Here is an 18823-nt window from a genome sequence, read left to right on the forward strand (position 1 = left end):
AGATTACTGAAATCCTATATCTTCGCACTGATCATTCTTTTATTCATGAAGAAATCGATTTTCCAGCGGGTTGATTCAGATCATGTAGATCTTCACCATCTGACGATGAACGGGTAAAATGTCGCTCCAGTTTGCGGCTTGCCCACAGGGATACCGCAATGAACAGCAATACACCTACCCAGCGTATTGGGTGCTCCAGAAATTGTTCCACATTGGAACCGATATACGTAACAGAGAAGATCATGATCGCTTTACCACAGCCCACCGCAAGCAGGAAAGATAATAATCGCATTCGCGCGATACCTGCCGCCACGTTGATAATGACAAACGGACCTACCGGGAAGATACTCAGTAGAAAAACATAACTGAATGCATTCCTTCGAATCCATACCATGCTGCGTTGCACACGAGGTTTGCGTGCCCATCGCTCTACAAAAGCGGATTTCCCAATCTCCCGTACGATCAGGAATGTAACGGTACAACCGAGCACCATGCCGATCCATGAATATATAAATCCTGCCCACAGACCGTATACCGCACCGTTCACGCCCACAATCAACAGCGTTGGAAGTGGCGGTACAAATGATTTCATAAACGTAAGCAAAATTCCCGGTAACGGGCCCAGGGAGCGAAACTTCTCCAGCCAGAAACGAATATTTTCTTCCGTAATATATGACATAATGTCCAATGCTGCCGGGGTCATCTGCATCCATCCAATCTATACAGTCTAAGTTCTTAGGCTTGATGTTCACTATACATTTCATCATTCCTATGGATGATGAAGCTTCTTTAGTAACTCCCTCCCAGTATAACGTACATCTTCGATGAACACCGTTGTCAATTTGAAGAAATTATTGCACAGCGAACTGACTTCCCACCCCAATCAAAATTAAATCAAAAAAGCACACCTCGACCTCTGTGGTCTTGGTGTGCTCTTCATATCGAAACCCCGATCCATCTTCAGGGGCATATTATCCTTCTTCCAGCTGCGCTTCCTGCATGGCCAGTTCAATCAATTCTGCCTGATGGGCAGCATTCCATTCGGGAATACCGGAACGCATGAACTCTTCGGCATCCATCGCTGCTTTGGACTGGTTGCACAGATTACAGGCGCAGACACAGTTGAGCGGAGTGGTATGTCCACCTTTGGCACGCGGCAGCAGATGGTCAATCGTATCTCCGTACGATCCACAGAAGTAACAGGTGTAGTGATCCCGGGTCAGAATATACCGTTTGAAATCCTTGTTGCTAAACAATCGGCGAATCGTGTACCGATTGACCACCACAGCGGCTTTTTCCTTCACCAGCGTGACCGCAAGCTCCATGTCCACTTCCTGATGCCAGCGTCTGCCCTTGTCCGTCTTCCCCCTCATCCGTACCATGCCTTGACGGTTGGTCCGGAGCGAAGCCGGATCTTCCGGGTCGATAGCTACCGGGGCCGACGGGGTCTGGCGGCGGGGACGGCCATCCGTGCCAGCCCCGTGGCTGCGGCTGGCATGCGCGGGTCGCTGCCCAGATGCACCGCGGGCAGCGTCTTCGCCGCTCGCCTTGGGCGCACGCTCTTTGCGAGCCTGGCGCGGCTTGGACCCTGGCGAGCCAGGCTGGCGCACGGGCGCAGGAGGCCCTGCCTCCGCAGCAGCCCCCGGCGCTTGCACGGGCTCGCGCCCGGTGGCGGCAGGCTGTGCCTCCGCCGCCGTAGGTGCAGCGACCGTGGTGGCATCGCCACGGTCGCTCAGGGCCGGCGCATGGGCCTCAGCAGCTACGCTGCGGGCCTGCCCTGCGCCGGGCGCGAGCGCGGCAGCACGCTTGCGGCGCCGCTTGCGCTTGCGTTTGGCTGCGATCGGTTGATCCGCAGCCATGGGCTCTGCCGCCGCAGTCTGCTCGGCGGCCTGCACTGCAGCGGCTGCTCGCGCGCCAGCCCGCTGTGCACTGCCTTTCTCATTCGCAACAGCATGCCCCTGCGAATGCCCTTCTTCCCCACGCCAATGCTCACCTAGCTGTGGCTTATCTCCTACCTCACCCGCCAAACCATCATGCTCCAGACTTGTCTCTCTCAGCTCATTGCCCGTCATGCTCTCTGATCGCTTGCTCTTCCTCCGTCTTCTCCTCTTCTTCCGTATACCCGAAGAAGAGGGTGGAGAAGCCACCAACTCAGCGCGTTCATCGTCATTCGAAGAACTTGAGTCTACTGATGGTTGAGACACCAGAATTCTGTCAGACTCAGCCAACGTAGCAGATCCTTGCTCCATACCATGGGAGGTACGACCTACCTCATCTCTCGCAGATGCAGAGCGTCTGGCAGTAACAGCACGTGTCTCCAAGCCATCCCGTTGATGCTCGATCCGTTCATTCGTTCGTCCGCTCACGCTTGAACCTGACTCGTGGTCAGCCTGTCCACCAAGTTGGCGACAGCTGCGGCAGGCTCCACGCCTGGCTCCGGGACCTGCCCGCTTTCCGGTTCTGCGCCGGAATTCGGACATCGGCCGCTGTTGTCCGCAATACATACACGTTTTGCTCAGTCGCGCTTCTTGTTCCGTCTTTCCTTGCCGGAAAGGGGCTGGACCCGTCTCCATGTTGTCACCTCGGTTCCGTATGAATCCGGTTTCTTTCTATTGTATCACATCTGCTCGTGAACACCCTCATGGCCATAGGCCTGATAATCTTTCGAGTTGTACTCCTGTGTCTGTTCACTGCATTCGTGAAGAATGTGTTCCACATATTCCAATATATCCTGCATCGGTCTCCCGCATTTTTCGCATGTTGTCATTATATTCACCTTAATCCTGTTATCCATAATGTATTATCGTTCCGCCTTATGATTACCCCTCTTACATGAAAAAGAAACACTCGTTCCCCATATTACACATATCTGCATACATCAAAAAAACCGCTTCCTGCTCTCCCCTAAGGTCGACCAAGAAACGGTTTATTATTCCTGTGTTGGAAATACATCTTAACGAACGTCCAATTGCCCCGAGTTCTGTTGTGGGACGAGACGTGGTTTGGGTTTTGGCAGATTGCCAAAGATGACCCATGCATATGGAACAAACCTTGCCGTCAATCCAACGACGATCCACGAAGCGATCAGAGCTACACCGAATCCTCCGGCATACCACAGATGCACTAACCAAGAAACACCTGTTTGCGGTGGAAATTCACGATACACCAGCAGGAAGAAGGGATGGATCAGATAGATGCCAAAGGACAATGCCCCAAGCCGATTCAGCGGCTTGACGATGAGTGAAGGCCCTTTGCGATAGAGCAGATAGGCAATCTGGATAAGCACCAGTGCACAAGCAAAGGTATGCACATTCCAGAAGAATTCATACCACAGTGTGTTATACGTTGCGATCTTCAGACGCAGCAGGTAATAGATATACACATGGCCAAGCCCAGCAATGATCCATACCGCCCAGAGCAGAATCCATGAAGCTACGCGTCCTTTGGTTGCATTGGCTCGACTGATAACAAACCATTGCTTGATTTTAGGGAAGTACACTCCGATAAAAGCACCTAGCATGAAATAGGAGAAGTACGAAAACGCCCAGCTTCCCTTGTTGGGCACCTGGAATCCATATTTATTACTTACGATGAATGCCCATTGAATCAATAGTCCAATCGGAACAGACCATTTCACCACAGAAGGATATTTCTTAAGCAACCATAACACCAATGGGAATAACAGATAAAATTGCATGTTAATAAACACAAAGTACAGATGTGTATAGGCCTTACCTGTAAACAATTTCGTGATAAAACTTACTGCCGATTCGCCGAAAGGTCGACCCTGATAATGCGTGAAATGTAGCAAAACAAAATACATCAATGAAAACAGGAAGTACGGAAGCAAAATATACACAAATCTTTTCTTGTAAAAGTTACTCACAAGTTTCTTATCCAGCGGACGAGAATAATAGTTATAGAACAGTACGAAACTGCTCATAAAAATAAAGGTTGGCGTACCATATTTCATAAAGATATTAATAAAGTTGTACAGCCAGTAGTAGCCTGAGCCCGTCATGTCCACCGTCGCGTAGGACGTAGAATGCACGCTGAGTACGCCGATAATTGCCAAGGCACGAACCAGGTTCAGCTCTGGAATTCGCTCTCTTTTCAGTGTTTCACTCATTTTAAAGTTTCTCCTTAATGTGTTCGTCAATATGTCAGATATGACTTAATACAATAAAGCTCTCTATCTATTAAAAGCCATATTGCTTAAGATGGGTAGTCCAATTTCTTAATAATTCCTAAATTTTCAACACATTTCACACTATTTTCATGTCTATATATGTAAAAAAGACCGCGAGTACGCGGTCTGTGGAACATCCTGCTCTCAACCAAATGAATATTGGATCAACCGGATGAGAATGGTAAATTTGGGTTTGGGCATGCATCCCGCCCTGACTGAGTCTACTTCGCACGACTCGCCAGAATCTGTTTATACACGTCAATAGCTACCTGTCTCGATGCCTTCAGATCAACAATGGCATCTTTGCGTGGCTGATGGATGTCCTTGCTATGCAGATCCTTCAATTCAGGCAACCACTTGCGAATATAATCACCTTGCGGATCATATTTCTCGGATTGTGTTACCGGATTGTTCACGCGAAAATACGGAGCCGCATTCTCACCAAGCGAGGCACACCATAACCAGTTACCACGGTTTTGAATGTTATCATAGTCACGCAGCTTGCGCCTGAAATAAGCTTCGCCCAAGATGAATGGGCATTGCAGGTTTTTGGTGAGAAACATCGCCGTGAGAATCCGCAGCCGGTTTGGCATATGTCCGGTTTCATTCAGTTCCGTCATCGCTGCATCAATAATCGGAATGCCTGTCTCCGCCTTGCACCACCGTTCAAAGTGATCATCATGAAGAGCCGAGAGATCGTACACCTTTTCATATGTAAAATAGTGACTCTCATAGACCGCCCGATACAGATAGAAGTCGCGGAAGCACAACTGCCTGATCCATTCCCCAGCCTCAGCCGTGCGACTCGCCGCATCATACATTTTGCGAATGGATACAGCTCCCACAGCTACGTAAGAACTGAGATGACTCGGCTCGTACGCCTCATATTCATCCCGATGATCCCCGTATTCAGCAATTCGATCCGACAAAAATTGATCCAACAGCAGATGCGGGTCCTCGTCATTCGAACCACTGCCCTCCAGCAACTCCGGAGGTACCTGCATTGCATCCGGCCATTCAATCTGACGATCACTCACCTTCAACGCTGCAACCGTTGTTGCCGAAGGAGGGTTGGGATGTTCATTCATGAATTCCACCCACCGCCGATGGAAAGCCGCAAATACCTTATATGGCTCCGACTTGCCTGTAAAATTGGCAAATCCATTCAGATCCATCAGCAGATGATCCGTCAGTTGTGTGAACGTAACCTCGTGCGCCTCACTGACTTTGCGTATGGCCCTATCCCGCTCGATTGCATATGGCGTCATGTCCCGATGGACCACAATCTCGTTAATCTCACCTTTGAATTCGTTCAGGATGAATTCAACCACTTCAGCCGGTTTGCCGTAAGCGACATGCAGTTTTCGTTTGGCTTCAAGATACTGTCTGCCTAATTCCGCTGCGTGCTGCCTGAAATTCACACCGCTGTGTTCCTTCTCTCGGCCTTGCCGCAGGAGGAATGAATCATAGATGAGAACATGCACACTCTCTTCTTGGTGTTCCCGCAAATAATCGAATGCGGCCAGATCATCCGTACGCAAATCTTTGCGGTGTATGAATAGCTTCATGCTCACCCTCCTGTCTGAACTTACATTACATGCGTTTATTGGTCCGTCAGGTTCTTATATAACCTGCTTGTTTCGGGCTCGGGCTGATACCCCAGATCCTCATTTAATGTCAATGTAAATGAATGATACAAACGAAGTATGCCTTGCTGATCATCCATGGATGCATACACTTCCATCATGAGTCGGCAGATCTCTTCCGAATAAGGCTCCCGTTCCTGTAATATCGTTAATTGCTCAATCGCTTCCTTGCCACGACCATGCTCCATGTCCCATCCTGCGATATCCATAACCAGCGCTGTATACTTACGTCTGAGTTCCCTTGCTTTGGCCTGTGCCCAATGATAATCATGCTCTTCCAGATAATCGCCACGATAGAGCGGTATCATATGCCTCAAGTCATCGACATTGTCGGATGTGATGACGTGGTAAACCATGGATTTTTCAAATTGATCCACATCACTTACCAGATTGCCTGATAACAGACGATAACGGTTCATATTGTACTCCAGCTTGCCTGTCATGTTCCATTCCTTAAGTAGCTTTCGAATCTGGTACACGGAAGTATGTAGATGGGTTAATCCCTTTTCCTGGGAAACATCACCCCATAGCTTATCCAGCAGAATCTCCTTGCTTACCCATTCTTCCCTGTGATGAAACAAAAAAGCAAACAATTCCTGTGATTTGGTTGTGCGCCACTTATGTTTCTTGGCACCCTGATCCAAACTTCTGTAGATATCCAGATGTTTGAACGTTAGCAGCCCCGGAACTTCAGTATCCAACTCCACAGATACAGGTTCCGATTCCTGTACCTCGGCGGTGGCTGCAACTTGAGAATTATGCGACATTATACCCGCGATTCGATCAACGGTTTTGGCCAATCGAGTGGAACTTACCGGTTTCAGTACATAATCCAGTGCATGCAGCTCGAATGCTTCCACTGCATGGTCCGCATAAGCCGTAACAAAGATGATACGAATACTCTGATCCAATTGCTGTATATATTCAGCCGCTTCCAGGCCATTCATCTCCGGCATTCCAATGTCCAAAAATACAACATCTACACGTTCCTTTGCCAGAAAATGCAGACCATCACGAGCTGTTGAAAAACATTGCACGGGTGTAATTCGTCCGTCCGTTCGTAGTAGTCGCTCCAGATGAAGCTGCGCTGGCTTCTCATCATCGATCACAATGGCTCTCACCGTTCTTTCAGCCTCCTGCCATGAAAGATTCAATAGGAATACCGATTTTATCGGCACCCCCTAGTCTGTTAACCATAATTGCTTCACTTGGCACACTAATTGGAATAATCCATCTTTTGCACGGGGATACGGAATCGGATCTGCGTGCCTTTACCCACATGGCTATGAATCTCCAGCCCCTGACCATAGAGAGACATCAGGCGACGGTTTATATTTTGCAGCCCCACACCTCCCGGACCTTCCGTACGCCCAGACTTGACCTGAGCCATACGCTCAGGAGGGATACCTACACCATCATCTTGGACCTGTACGACTACATGCTCGCTCTCTTGGAAAATCCTAAGATGAACTGTCCCGCCGGCTGCCCGCTCCATCACGCCGTGGCGAATGGCGTTCTCCACAAGAGGCTGAATACTGAGAGGTGGCAGATACAGATGTACGTCCGATTCCACCTCATACTCAACCACCAGTCTTTCCTCAAATCTCGCCTGTTCCAGATGCACATAAGACTCCACCAATTCCAGCTCTTTGGTCAAAGGAACAAGCTGCTCCCTGTTCTGGAAGTCAAAACTTCCGCGCAGGTAATGACTCAATTCAATCAGCAGATCGGTTGCTTTGTCCGGATTCACTGCACAGGTTGCGATAATCACATTGAGTGCATTATATAGAAAGTGTGGCTTGATCTGGGCCTGCAAAAAGGCCATTTCGGTCCGAATAGCCTCCTGCACAGAACTCCGCATCTCAATTAACGTCCGAACTCTGGCGCGCAATTCACCGGCATCCACCGGTTTGCTCAGGAAGTCATTGGCTCCCGCTTGGAATCCGTGTTTGATATCCTCAGGCAACCCACGGGCGGTCAGCATCAGAATCGGTAACTCCGACAAGGAACTGTGCTCGCGCAGTTTGCGACATAACTCAAGCCCGGACATCTTAGGCATCATCCAGTCCGTAATAACAAGATCAATAGACGGGAACTCCTCACGGAGTTTCAATGCAGTGGACCCGCTGTCCGCTGCAATCACGCGATACCGCTCCGTCGACAATAGGTTAAGCAATACCTGTCGATTGACGGGGTCATCGTCTACAATCAGAATCGTATACTCCGCTTCCGTAAGATCATCCTGCTCATCTGACTCTCTTGTCACAAGCTCCTTCGCCCCTGCCCCCTGTGCAGCAACATATCGGGCGGCAGCTGGTTTCGAATGAGTTTGCAAAAGTGGCATCTTCATAACAGGCAGGGTGAAATGAAAGGTCGAACCTTGGCCCGGCTCCGATTCAACCCAGATCTCACCACCGCCAAGCTCAACGAGTTTTCGCGTGATACTCAGACCCAGTCCGGTTCCATTATTCAATCGCTCAATCGTGCCGTTACTCTGCTCATACGCCTGGAAGATATCCTCCTGTTTGTCCAAGGCAATGCCTACCCCTGTATCAGCGACCGATACCTTCACCCAATCCCCTTCAACACTGGCGTACAAACGAATCTCACCCTGCTCAGTGTACTTATAGGCGTTACCCAGCAAGTTATATAGAACTTGTCTTAGGCGATCTTCGTCTGCCTCAACAAGAGGCAAGGACTGGGGCCATTGTTGAATCAATATAACCGGCTTGTCCTCAAACGTGAAACCCGAGACTTCAACCACAGTACGAGCAACGGATTCCAGATCAACAGCTACCCGTTTTAACTCGATTTCACTATTTTTTAATTTGGCAAAATCCAAAATATCGTTAACCAGTAGTGAAAGGCGCTTGCCGGTTGAAGTAATCATGGAGAGATTTTTCGCTTGCTTGGGCGTGACTGCTCCAGCCGCCCCTTCCAGCATGGATTGCGCAATATTAATGATGCCATGCAGGGGAGTTCGTAGCTCATGAGACGTATTCGCCATGAACTCGTCCTTCAGGCTGTCGATGGCCAGCAAACGCTCCGACAGAGCTTCCACGTCTCGGAATGATTGTGCAAAGCGGATTGCGGTCACAATCATCTGGGCAAATACAAATAATAAAAGTTCAATCAGCGCAAAGAACGCTGTGTCTAGGGTAGTGAACGCACCAAGCGTATATAACACAACAACCATGAGTATGCTCATCATACTCACCAGTGCAAAGTGGCTGTCATTCGGCCGTCCTTTCAACCAATAGAAAATGGCTCGCAGCGTATAGAACATGACAACAAGTGAGATCAGCAACATGGGAAGCTCAAGAGACGAGAAAAGCGTTGGAGGAAGCGTAAGACCCACAATAGTCTGGGTAACGATTAGCACTACAGCCAGACGAACAAACCACTGATGAACTGCTCCTGGTACACGGGCATCCATATACCGAAGCAAAAAATAATAGGCAAAGGCTGAACTAAGGAGCTGAATCCGAAGTATCTCATTATTGGTCAGGAACGGTACAAACGTACCCAGTAACTTCTCCCCATGTGTCAGAGCGTACACCGCACCAGAAAGGCTGAATAATCCGAGAAAACGAAGCTCCTTCTCCGTACGTCGTAATCTGAACAGAAGTAGAAAAAAGGCGGCTGGCAAGATAAAACCAAATAAGGCCATCAGATCCTTGAGCCAACCTTGTTGCTGGCTTTTCAGAATACTATGCTCGTCTCCAAACAAAATGGGCGCTACAATGCCCCCAGACGAGTAACTATAATTTGATACTTGAATGATAATGTCAGCCGTATTGCCCTCAATGGACGTGAATCCTGTAAAGGGTAGATTTAATTGTATATCTGCTGCCTTGGTCTTTCCTGGCAAGCCTTTGCCGCCAATCTCTTTCCCATCGATAAATACCCGGTGGGCCATGCGTATATTCTGTGTGCGTATACCATAATCATTTTTCATCGTCCGGGGTGTAAGCTGGACTTGCAAATGATAGGTTCCATACCCATGGGCCTGCCCCAAAGATTTGTTCCATCGGGCAGGAACTTGAGTGCCCGACGAATCCGGCAAAGGCTTGCGACCGGATACACTTGCTTCAATATCTGCCGGGCTCAGCAACTGCCCAGGGTAGAAATCCCAGACACCCTTTAGAGACGCTGCACCCTTGTGATCAAAGTCCCATTGGGTCAGGTCAATTTTTCCATCTGTAGCCTGGGGGTTAATCCGCTCGCTAATTAACGTCTGGGCGATCCAACCCAGTGGAACAATGACAATACATATGAAGCTTATGGTCAGCATAATCCAGTGTTTTCTCATCTATGTATTCCTTCCATCCACAATGGCGAGAGACGTCTAATTTTGTCGATTTATTACTATAATTCATGTTACACGTTTCTGGTGCTCACGGAAATAGTTTCCGTATCATAATCGGTCAAATTCGTTATAATTTGAAAGATTTCTATCTTTTCCGCCAGCTCTTGGTACACCAAGGAACCCCAAGCCGAATTTCACCGGAATGAACGGGCGAAATGGCCTGGGGTTGATTGAATGAAGATTTATTTAACAACTTGGGTAAGCTTCTGAACGATTCCGGCCCATCCTTGTTCCATACGTTCGCGTACGATAGCATGAGCCTGTCCAAACTCGGTTAGTTTATCCGCATCCCAACCGCTGTGAATCAATGTGAAATCCGTACCTTCGGGCTGTTCATTCAGTTGGAACGTCAACGTCCAGTCCTTACCCCAGCGAAATGAAAGCTTGTGTAGCGGAAGAACTTCCGTCACCTGACATGGTGACTGGCCGAAGGGGCCTGCTTCCAATATAAACTCGTGACCTTCCACGGGTTCCAGATTGCCTGGCATGAACCAGGTTTTCAGTCCCTGCTCGGTCGAGACCATCTCCCACACCTTCTCTACAGGTGCATGGAGCACCAGTTCCTGCCGGATATCTGGCAGTGCACTTGATGAACTTGATGATGAATCCATTCGAATCACCTCCTTATACATTTCATTTCGTATAACTACCCGAATAGAAGTTGACCTCCGCTTTATCCCCACCCTATAATTGGAACATATTCCATAAAAGGTGCGTGAATCCTATGATAGTCTGCTCTGAAAAATCCAATTCCAACCGTTGCCGGAAGGGATAATCCTGCTGACTTCCCTTCCACTTTTTCATTTTAATACATTTGAATGTGGGGGACATCTATACTATGTCATTCAGTTATTACGGTCCATTATGTACCGCCGTTTATGATCTAACGAAACCTGTGGGACACTCCTTGGGAGGAGACATTGAATTCTATCGCCATTATCTTCAGCGCTGCAATGGACGTATCCTTGAAGCCATGTCAGGATCAGGCCGAGTGCTCATTCCTTTGCTTGAAGCAGGCTTGAAGGTGGATGGAATTGATTATTCAATGGATATGATTGACTCTTGCCGTTCTCGTTGTATGGAGCGGGCATTACCCATGCCTGAGCTGTTCGTTGCCGATCTGGAGAAGCTTGACCTTCCATATCGATACGAGGCAATTATCATTCCCGGAGGTTCTCTGCTCCTCATCCAAGACAGACAGGCGTCGATTAACGCATTACGTAATCTATTTCAGCATTTAGAACCCGGCGGCAGGCTCGTGTTTGATCTGTTTCTGCCCGATGTGACACAACCCTCTTCTGTAGAAACATCAACCGTTTCATTACCCGATGGTGATACGATCACGGTAGAAGTGAAAACCATTGAAGTGAACCTTCTACACCAATATAAAGTAAGTCTGATTCGCTACGAACAATGGCAGCAGGGTGCTCTTGTTGCTACGGAGCTGCAACAACTTACCCTACGTTGGTACGGCATAGAAGAGTTACGCCTAATTCTCGAACACATTGGTTTCTCTGACATTAAAGTATACGCCGACTTTAACCCGGATCAACCACCCACGCAGTCCAATCAAAAATTCGTCTATGAAGCGACTCGAAGAGCGTAGTCATCCGTAATCGGATGGATATGATTCTCAATATCCAAAATCAGGCCACAGCATGAGGTTTAACCCATGCTGTGGCCTATTTTACTATATAAAATTTGCACTAACATTTACACGAAAACGAAGAGGACAGAAATAACTTGAAGAAGCGAAGCTACAAGCTTTCTGCAAGAAAGCTACATCGAAAGCATACACTTCGCCTTTATCATCAGATTTTCACCTTTGAAAAAGTGAATCAAAAAATCTGGGGATAACAGCGATCGGAAGGTTATTCTGTCATCGGAGTGGCAAGTGTAAATGTTAGTGCAAGTTAGTATCCACGAGAATATTGTTCCGCAATGGCTGCTTGATCCTTGCTGACACCCAGTTCCAGAGCCGCATGGTTCGCCCAGTACGGATCACGCAACATGCCTCTACCAACCGCGACCAGATCCGCATCGCCGTTGCCAATCACCGCCTGAGCCAATGCTGCATCCTCCAGCATACCCACTGCGATTACAGGAACGTTCAGTTCTTCACGGAAACGACGGGCAAACGGTACCTGATACCCCGGATAGTTCCCCGGTTTCCGCTGTCCCGAAGGTCCTTCGCCACCTGAACTGATATGGAACATGTCCACGCCTGCATCTTGGTAGGCACGAGCGATATTGATGGTGTGGTCGATATCGTATCCACCATCCGCGTATTCTACAGCCGAAATCCGCAAAATCAGCGGCATATCTGCAGGCATTTCTTTTTTCACTGCACGAATGACTTCTACGCCAAAACGGGACAGATCCTGCCCATATACATCCTCACGATGGTTCATCAGCGGGGAATGGAACTGGTGGATCAGGTATCCATGTGCACCGTGCAGCTCAATGGTATCTACTCCAGCCTGCACTGCGCGGCGAACACCGTCTGCGAACTTTTGCACCATAGCTTCTACTTCTACCGTACTTAACGCACGTGGTTCCTTGTACTTTTCTCCCGGGAATGTAACTACCGATGGGGCAACCGGCTGTGGAGCATCCTCTGCTTTTCGTCCCGCATGTGCGATCTGAATAGCTACTTTGGAGCCGTAGGCATGAATTCCGTCTACAAGTTTGGTGAAGGCAGGCACATGCTCATCTGACCATATCCCCAAGTCATTATCAGTAATACGTCCATCCGGATCTACATCGGTCATCTCGATTACAATTAGTCCTGTTCCTCCAACCGCACGGCTCACATAGTGAACCTGATGCCAATCGTTCGGAATGCCGTCCTTCGCAGTGACAGAATATTGGCACATGGGTGCCATGACGACACGGTTATTTAATTGCAGACTCTTGAATTGATAAGGGGAAAATAATTGTTCAGTCATTAATGTTGCATCTCCTGTTCCATGATCATGATATATATGAAGCCTTACTTATTTGTCTAAATCCGAAAACAGTTTTCCGTTCTTGCCGTAATTGTCCTTCTCCAAATCCTCAATGAAGATAAAGACTTTGCTCGGATCAACATCCAATGTCTCACAAGCCACCTGAGTCATACGTTCAATCAACTGACGTTTCTGCTCGACCGACTTGCCTTCCAGTACCTTAACCGTGATAAACGGCATGTCTTGAACACATCCTTTCTTCATCATTTATTATGAACCTCAGTTATAGAAATATAAGTACGTACATTTTTGTGACCTAGTACCCTTTTTGATACCTAGAAATCCTCATATTTCGGATCTGCCCCATTCTGGAAATGACTGCAAAACATGATATGATAACCGTAGAGAACCACAATAATTACTATACCCAATTTACATAAGTTGTGACTAACGGTTACACGATAACGGAGAGGGCAGAAATAACCTGTAGAAGCGGAGCTAAAAGCTTTCTGCAAGAAAGCTGCATCGAAAGCATACGCTATCCTCAGATTTTCACCTTTGTAAAAGTGGATCAAAAAAAATCTGGGGATAACAGCGATCAGAAGGTTATTCTGGCCTCGTAGTGGATCAGTGTAAAACAAGTAGTTCAACTTATATACTACTCAAGCTAGGGAGAGGTTATATATGAAAGATATATTAATTCAAAGACTGAGTACTTATGTTCAGATGGATACCCAATCCGATGAAAATAGCGAGACATGCCCTTCCACACCCGGCCAACTGGCCTTGGGCAAACTGCTCGTTGAAGAATGTACATCCATTGGTCTGCAAGATGTAACGATGGATGAGAACGGTTATGTCATGGCTACACTGCCATCCAATACCGATAAGGATGTTCCCGTAATTGGTTTCCTGGCTCACCTCGATACAGCGACCGACTTTACTGGCAAAAATGTAAAACCACAGGTTATCGATAACTATGATGGTGCTGACATTGTGTTGAACTCGGAACTGGATGTCGTACTGTCCAACAAGGATTTCCCAGAACTGCACGAGTATAAGGGCCACACGCTGATCACAACCGACGGTACAACATTGCTTGGTGCAGACAATAAGGCAGGCATTGCCGAGATCATGACGGCGATGGCCTATCTGATTGAACACCCGGAAGTGAAACACGGTAAGATTCGGGTTGCTTTTACCCCGGATGAAGAGATTGGCCGTGGACCGCACAAGTTTGACGTAGCTGCTTTTGGAGCCAAATATGCTTACACAGTTGATGGCGGACCGCTTGGTGAGCTGGAATACGAGAGCTTTAACGCAGCTGCCGCCAAAATTACCGTACGAGGCACCAATGTGCATCCCGGAACAGCGAAGGATAAGATGGTGAACTCTCTGAAAATTGCGATGGAATTGAATCGACGCCTGCCTGTGGAGGAAGCTCCTGAATTCACGGACGGTTATGATGGTTTCTATCATCTATTGTCTTTGGAGGGTGACGTTGAGCTGACAAAGATGAGTTACATCATCCGTGATTTCGACCGGGAGAAGTTTGAAGAGCGCAAAACAAATCTGCTCCATATCGCAAACGAACTGAAGACCAAGTATGGAGAGAAAAGCATCACGGTTGAATTGAATGACCAGTACTATAACATGCGCGAGAAAATTGAACCCGTACGCCAGATCGTCGATATTGCCCATGAAGCCATGACCCGACTGGACATCGAACCTGTTATTCGTCCCATCCGGGGAGGAACAGATGGTTCCCAGCTATCCTATATGGGCATGCCAACACCAAATATCTTCACTGGTGGTGAGAACTACCACGGCAAATTCGAGTATGTATCGGTAGACAATATGGTGAAAGCAACCCGTGTCATTGTAGAGATCGCTCAATTGTTTGAGCAACACGGAGATATCTAATCCACTTGAAGTGCAGAGCAAAAAGAGCACCCCTTGGTATATTCGGGAGGGTGCTTTTTGTTGTGCCGTATTGTAATTTATTGTGCCGCGTCATGTCGCATAGATATGCAGGCTTGGTCTTTACTTTATAATGCCATCACTCATATATATTGCCTCCTGCGATGACACGCAACTGTTCCAGATCACAGATCACTAGCTTTCGCTGCACTTTGCGAATAATATCTCGATTACACAGATCTTGAACAACTCTATTAAGATGTCTATAGCTGGTGCCCAGCATATCGGCCAGTTCGGTGAGCTTGGAGGTCTGGATCTCTTCCGAAGAAGACTCGTCCTGGCCCATTGTGGACAACAGATAGCTGGCAAATCGGCTCTCGACCGGATATAACATATTCAGACTCGACAGGTTGGAAAAGGTATACAATTTGTGCGTAACTTGACTCAGCATAAAGTGGAGAAACTTAGGGTTCTCTGCATACGTATTCTGGAGAGCGCGATAGCCGATACCCAGCAGCAGGCTTTTGCTCACAGACTCTACCGTATTCATAGCCTCCTTGCCATTCACCAGTTCCAAATCTCCCACAAGCGCAAGGGGTGTACTGAAACGAAGCAACAGAGACTTGCCGTTAGGCAGGGTGGTATAGATCTTGAGCTTGCCCTGCACGAGAAAATACAACCGCTCGGGTCGTTCACCTTTGGTACATATCATCTCGCCCTTCGCAGCCTCAAGTAGTCGCAACTCAGCGAGCGCAGGCTCGTCCAGCACCTGATCCAACCCGTTCTCACGGGCGAGTTGCCGCACAAGTCCAAAGTCCATAATTTCTTTCATTCCGACTTCCCTCCGTTGCCCTATATAATGTACACAAAAGGACACATGTCCTATATTTGATATACATCCGTACAAATATCTTGATATAAAAATAGTTACAACTAACACTTATATCCAATAAATCATTTTAGATGGGAAATATTTTAAAATTTAATCATAAAATGTTCATTCTTTCATGCAAAATGCCGTTCACGAAAAGTCATTTCCGTCCGATGAAAGATAGAGCATTCCATAGATCGTTAAAAATAATACATTCAAATATTGAAAGGATGGTCCTCTTCCATGAACGTTGTAGATGCCCTGCTTAAAGTAATGCCTTATATCAGCCTGATCCTCAGAGAACCAGCTAGTTTAACTCTTTACGATCACGAAAAAGTATTAGATGTCATTATGACAGATAAATTTGATCTTGGTTTTGAAAAAGGAATGTCACTCTTGGAATCGTATCAAAACTTTGCCATCTTAAAAAATGGAAGAGAAGCGACCCTTGCTACTCTCTCCAAGGAAGTTTATGGTATCGAACTGGATATTCTGAACATTCCGATCTTTGATGATCACCAGAAAGTTGTTGCTGTTTTCTGTGTATCTTACGACCAATCTAACCAGAACCAACTTGAAGACATTATACAAGAAAATCAAACCATCAATGGTAACCTCGTTGATATGGTGCAACATGTCGCCGCTCATGCCGAAGAATTGCAAGCAACCAGTGAGCAGATCTTGCAGAATACCAGACTTGCTGTTCAGAACTCTTCCCAAATCAACAAAGTAGCCGGGTTCATTCGTGAAATCTCAGAGCAAACCAACTTGCTTGGCCTGAATGCCGCTATTGAAGCCGCTCGTGTTGGTGAAGCTGGTGCCGGCTTCGGTGTGGTTGCTTCCGAAGTACGCAAACTCTCTGTGGATGCCAAACAAGCTACAAGTGACATCGATACCAGTCTGAGAGATGTACAACAGGTCATCAAACAGATGGAAGTTGAAGTCTCCCAGATTGCAGCCTCTTCACAGGAACAAGCTACGCTTGTATCCTCCTTTACGGATGTAATTGAGCAGCTTAATGAAACAGGGGAGCGAATGAAAGCTCTGTCTGAACAACTGATCAGCTATTCCGTTAAAAATTAATCAAAATATATCTTTGATGAACTTTGGCTAGTGCAAAGATACATTTTATATGCAACAAACAGGACTCGGGTTGCCCATGATGGATAATCCAAGTCCTGTTTTTTGTTGTGCCCATTTTATATAACCAACTACGTTCAGATAAAACCTTAATTGGCTACATGTATTGATTTATCTCCAATAACTTCTTCTTCCGACTCCCAGCATTCCACTTCACCCGGAATATGAATCCGGTCCCGGGTAAAGACGGGATCACGGCCTTCAGCCTTCTGTTTCTTGTAGTCCTTCAACGCTTCGAAAGTCACCTTGGAAAGCATCAGAATTGCAATCAGGTTCACCACCACCATGAGCCCCATGAACAGGTCAGCCAAATCCCATACCAGCTGTACTTTGGCTACCGCTCCAAACACCACCATCGCGATAACGCAAATGCGGTATACCCACAGCCAAACTTTGTTGGATTTGATAAACTCAATGTTAGTTTCTCCATAGTAATAATTTCCGATTAGTGTACTGAAGGCAAACAGGAACACCATAACCGCCAGGAATCCCGATGCCCATGAACCAATATGTACACTTAATGCAGCCTGAGTTAATTCAATGCCACCCAGATTGGAACCTTTGTATACCCCGGATAGCAAAATAATCATGGCTGTGCTTGTACATATCACTAACGTATCTGTCAGCACGCCAAACGCCTGAATAAGTCCCTGTTTCACCGGATGTGTTGTATCCGCCGTTGCAGCAGCATTCGGGGCGCTACCCATGCCCGCCTCATTGGAGAACAATCCGCGTTTCACACCGTTCATCAGTGCAGCGCCCAACGTTCCGCCAGCAACCTGTTCGATGCCGAAGGCATTTTTGACGATCAACGCAATCATGGCCGGAAGCTGGGTAATATTCGCCAGTACAACAAAAGCCGCTACCCCAATGTACAATACAGCCAGTACAACAACGATGTATTCCGATGCTTTTGCAATTCGTTTGACACCGCCCATGATAATTCCTGCAAATATCACAGCCATAATGATACCCACCGTTAACCGATCCGTGCCAAATGAGTTCTCAAATGCAACGGTAATCGTGTTAGACTGCACCGCATTAAAGACCAAACCAAATGAAAGCGTAATGAGAATGGCAAATAAAATCCCCATCCAGCGTTTGCCCAACCCACGTTCCATATAATATGCAGGACCGCCGCGGAATCCGCCCTTATCCTTCACTTTATAGATCTGAGCCAGCGTACTCTCCACAAAACTGGAGGCTGATCCGATAATTGCAATGATCCACATCCAGAATATAGCCCCAGGTCCCCCCAGTGCGATCGCCAGTGCAATACCGGTAATATTCCCTGTGCCTACACGGGCCGCCATACTAATACAGAACGCCTGAAAAGGTGAAATTTTGCCTGGTTCCTTGCTTTTTGGCTCTCGAAGCACCTTTACCATATCTCCAATCATACGGAATTGCATGAATCGGGTCTTGGTGGTGAAGTATATACCACATACTACCAATAATATAATTAACACTTTGGACCATAGAAAATCATTGAAAATGACGACAATATCTTGTATTGTTTGCTCCATCGGTATGCCCCTTTTTATGGTGTATTTCAAGCACAGAGATGGTTACGCGATAAGTTTGTACCATTCTGCACAACACTAGCCCCGGACTTCGGGATGTTACTTATACTACAAGAACATCTACGAAAAACGACAAATACCTACATGCAATTCCTACATTTATTTTAAAAATGGGCTTTGACCGCCCAATCATTGTCATTTAACCTGACATGTCAGG

14 protein-coding genes are annotated in these 18823 nt (G+C 47.2%); 3 read left to right on the top strand and 11 right to left on the bottom strand.

What is annotated here, in order from left to right:
* Positions 1-43: 43 nt before the first annotated feature.
* The 7 genes from MHI48_RS29280 to MHI48_RS29310 all read right to left on the bottom strand — a co-directional run bounded on the left by MHI48_RS29280 (position 44) and on the right by MHI48_RS29310 (position 10815).
* On the bottom strand, positions 44-703 hold the full coding sequence (locus MHI48_RS29280; protein WP_076320116.1) for a TVP38/TMEM64 family protein: 660 nt from the start codon (positions 701-703) through the stop codon (positions 44-46).
* Between the two features lie 268 nt (positions 704-971).
* Positions 972-2573 carry an HNH endonuclease gene (locus MHI48_RS29285; protein ID WP_405142549.1) on the bottom strand — a complete coding sequence of 534 codons (1602 nt, stop codon included), beginning with the start codon at positions 2571-2573 and terminating at the stop codon, positions 972-974.
* Positions 2574-2953: 380 nt separating this feature from the next.
* A complete protein-coding gene (locus tag MHI48_RS29290; RefSeq protein WP_076329241.1) occupies positions 2954-4129 on the bottom strand; it encodes an acyltransferase in 1176 nt (391 codons plus the stop codon).
* A 281-nt stretch (positions 4130-4410) separates the two neighbouring features.
* Complete coding sequence (locus tag MHI48_RS29295) at positions 4411-5757, bottom strand: deoxyribodipyrimidine photo-lyase (RefSeq protein ID WP_076329240.1); 1347 nt, start codon at positions 5755-5757, stop codon at positions 4411-4413.
* Positions 5758-5792: 35 nt separating this feature from the next.
* On the bottom strand, positions 5793-6956 hold the full coding sequence (locus tag MHI48_RS29300; protein ID WP_076329239.1) for a response regulator: 1164 nt from the start codon (positions 6954-6956) through the stop codon (positions 5793-5795).
* A gap of 95 nt (positions 6957-7051) precedes the next feature.
* The gene (locus MHI48_RS29305) at positions 7052-10147 is read right to left on the bottom strand and encodes an ATP-binding protein (protein WP_076329238.1); all 3096 of its coding nucleotides are present in this window, start codon (positions 10145-10147) and stop codon (positions 7052-7054) included.
* A 239-nt stretch (positions 10148-10386) separates the two neighbouring features.
* Positions 10387-10815, bottom strand: coding sequence for an SRPBCC domain-containing protein (locus MHI48_RS29310; protein WP_076329237.1), 429 nt, complete (start codon positions 10813-10815; stop codon positions 10387-10389).
* A gap of 227 nt (positions 10816-11042) precedes the next feature.
* Between MHI48_RS29310 and MHI48_RS29315 the strand changes: the two genes are divergently transcribed.
* Positions 11043-11810: a class I SAM-dependent methyltransferase gene (locus MHI48_RS29315; protein WP_076329236.1), complete on the top strand. Its 768-nt coding sequence runs from the start codon at positions 11043-11045 to the stop codon at positions 11808-11810.
* 307 nt (positions 11811-12117) lie between these two features.
* On the opposite strand, the gene MHI48_RS29320 is transcribed toward MHI48_RS29315, so the two are convergent.
* Both MHI48_RS29320 and MHI48_RS29325 read right to left on the bottom strand, forming a co-directional pair.
* Positions 12118-13152: an NADH:flavin oxidoreductase/NADH oxidase gene (locus tag MHI48_RS29320; RefSeq protein WP_076329235.1), complete on the bottom strand. Its 1035-nt coding sequence runs from the start codon at positions 13150-13152 to the stop codon at positions 12118-12120.
* Positions 13153-13200: 48 nt separating this feature from the next.
* Positions 13201-13392 (bottom strand): 2-hydroxymuconate tautomerase family protein, encoded by a 192-nt coding sequence (locus MHI48_RS29325; RefSeq protein WP_017691642.1) that lies wholly within the window; start codon positions 13390-13392, stop codon positions 13201-13203.
* Between the two features lie 444 nt (positions 13393-13836).
* Between MHI48_RS29325 and pepT the strand changes: the two genes are divergently transcribed.
* The gene (gene pepT / locus MHI48_RS29330) at positions 13837-15075 is read left to right on the top strand and encodes a peptidase T (RefSeq protein ID WP_076213957.1); all 1239 of its coding nucleotides are present in this window, start codon (positions 13837-13839) and stop codon (positions 15073-15075) included.
* A gap of 136 nt (positions 15076-15211) precedes the next feature.
* Here the strand turns inward: pepT and MHI48_RS29335 are convergent, their stop codons facing one another.
* Complete coding sequence (locus tag MHI48_RS29335; protein WP_036671636.1) at positions 15212-15904, bottom strand: Crp/Fnr family transcriptional regulator; 693 nt, start codon at positions 15902-15904, stop codon at positions 15212-15214.
* A 663-nt stretch (positions 15905-16567) separates the two neighbouring features.
* Here MHI48_RS29335 and MHI48_RS29340 point away from each other — a divergent pair.
* Entirely contained in the window at positions 16568-17026 is a 459-nt protein-coding gene (locus MHI48_RS29340; protein ID WP_223200021.1) for a methyl-accepting chemotaxis protein, read from the top strand.
* A 146-nt stretch (positions 17027-17172) separates the two neighbouring features.
* Here the strand turns inward: MHI48_RS29340 and MHI48_RS29345 are convergent, their stop codons facing one another.
* Positions 17173-18609, bottom strand: a complete 1437-nt coding sequence (locus tag MHI48_RS29345; protein WP_076329234.1) for a sodium:alanine symporter family protein — start codon at positions 18607-18609, stop codon at positions 17173-17175.
* Positions 18610-18823: the final 214 nt, after the last annotated feature.

The sequence above is a fragment of the Paenibacillus sp. FSL H7-0942 genome (assembly GCF_045040715.1).
Taxonomy (GTDB): Bacteria; Bacillota; Bacilli; order Paenibacillales; family Paenibacillaceae; genus Paenibacillus; species Paenibacillus amylolyticus.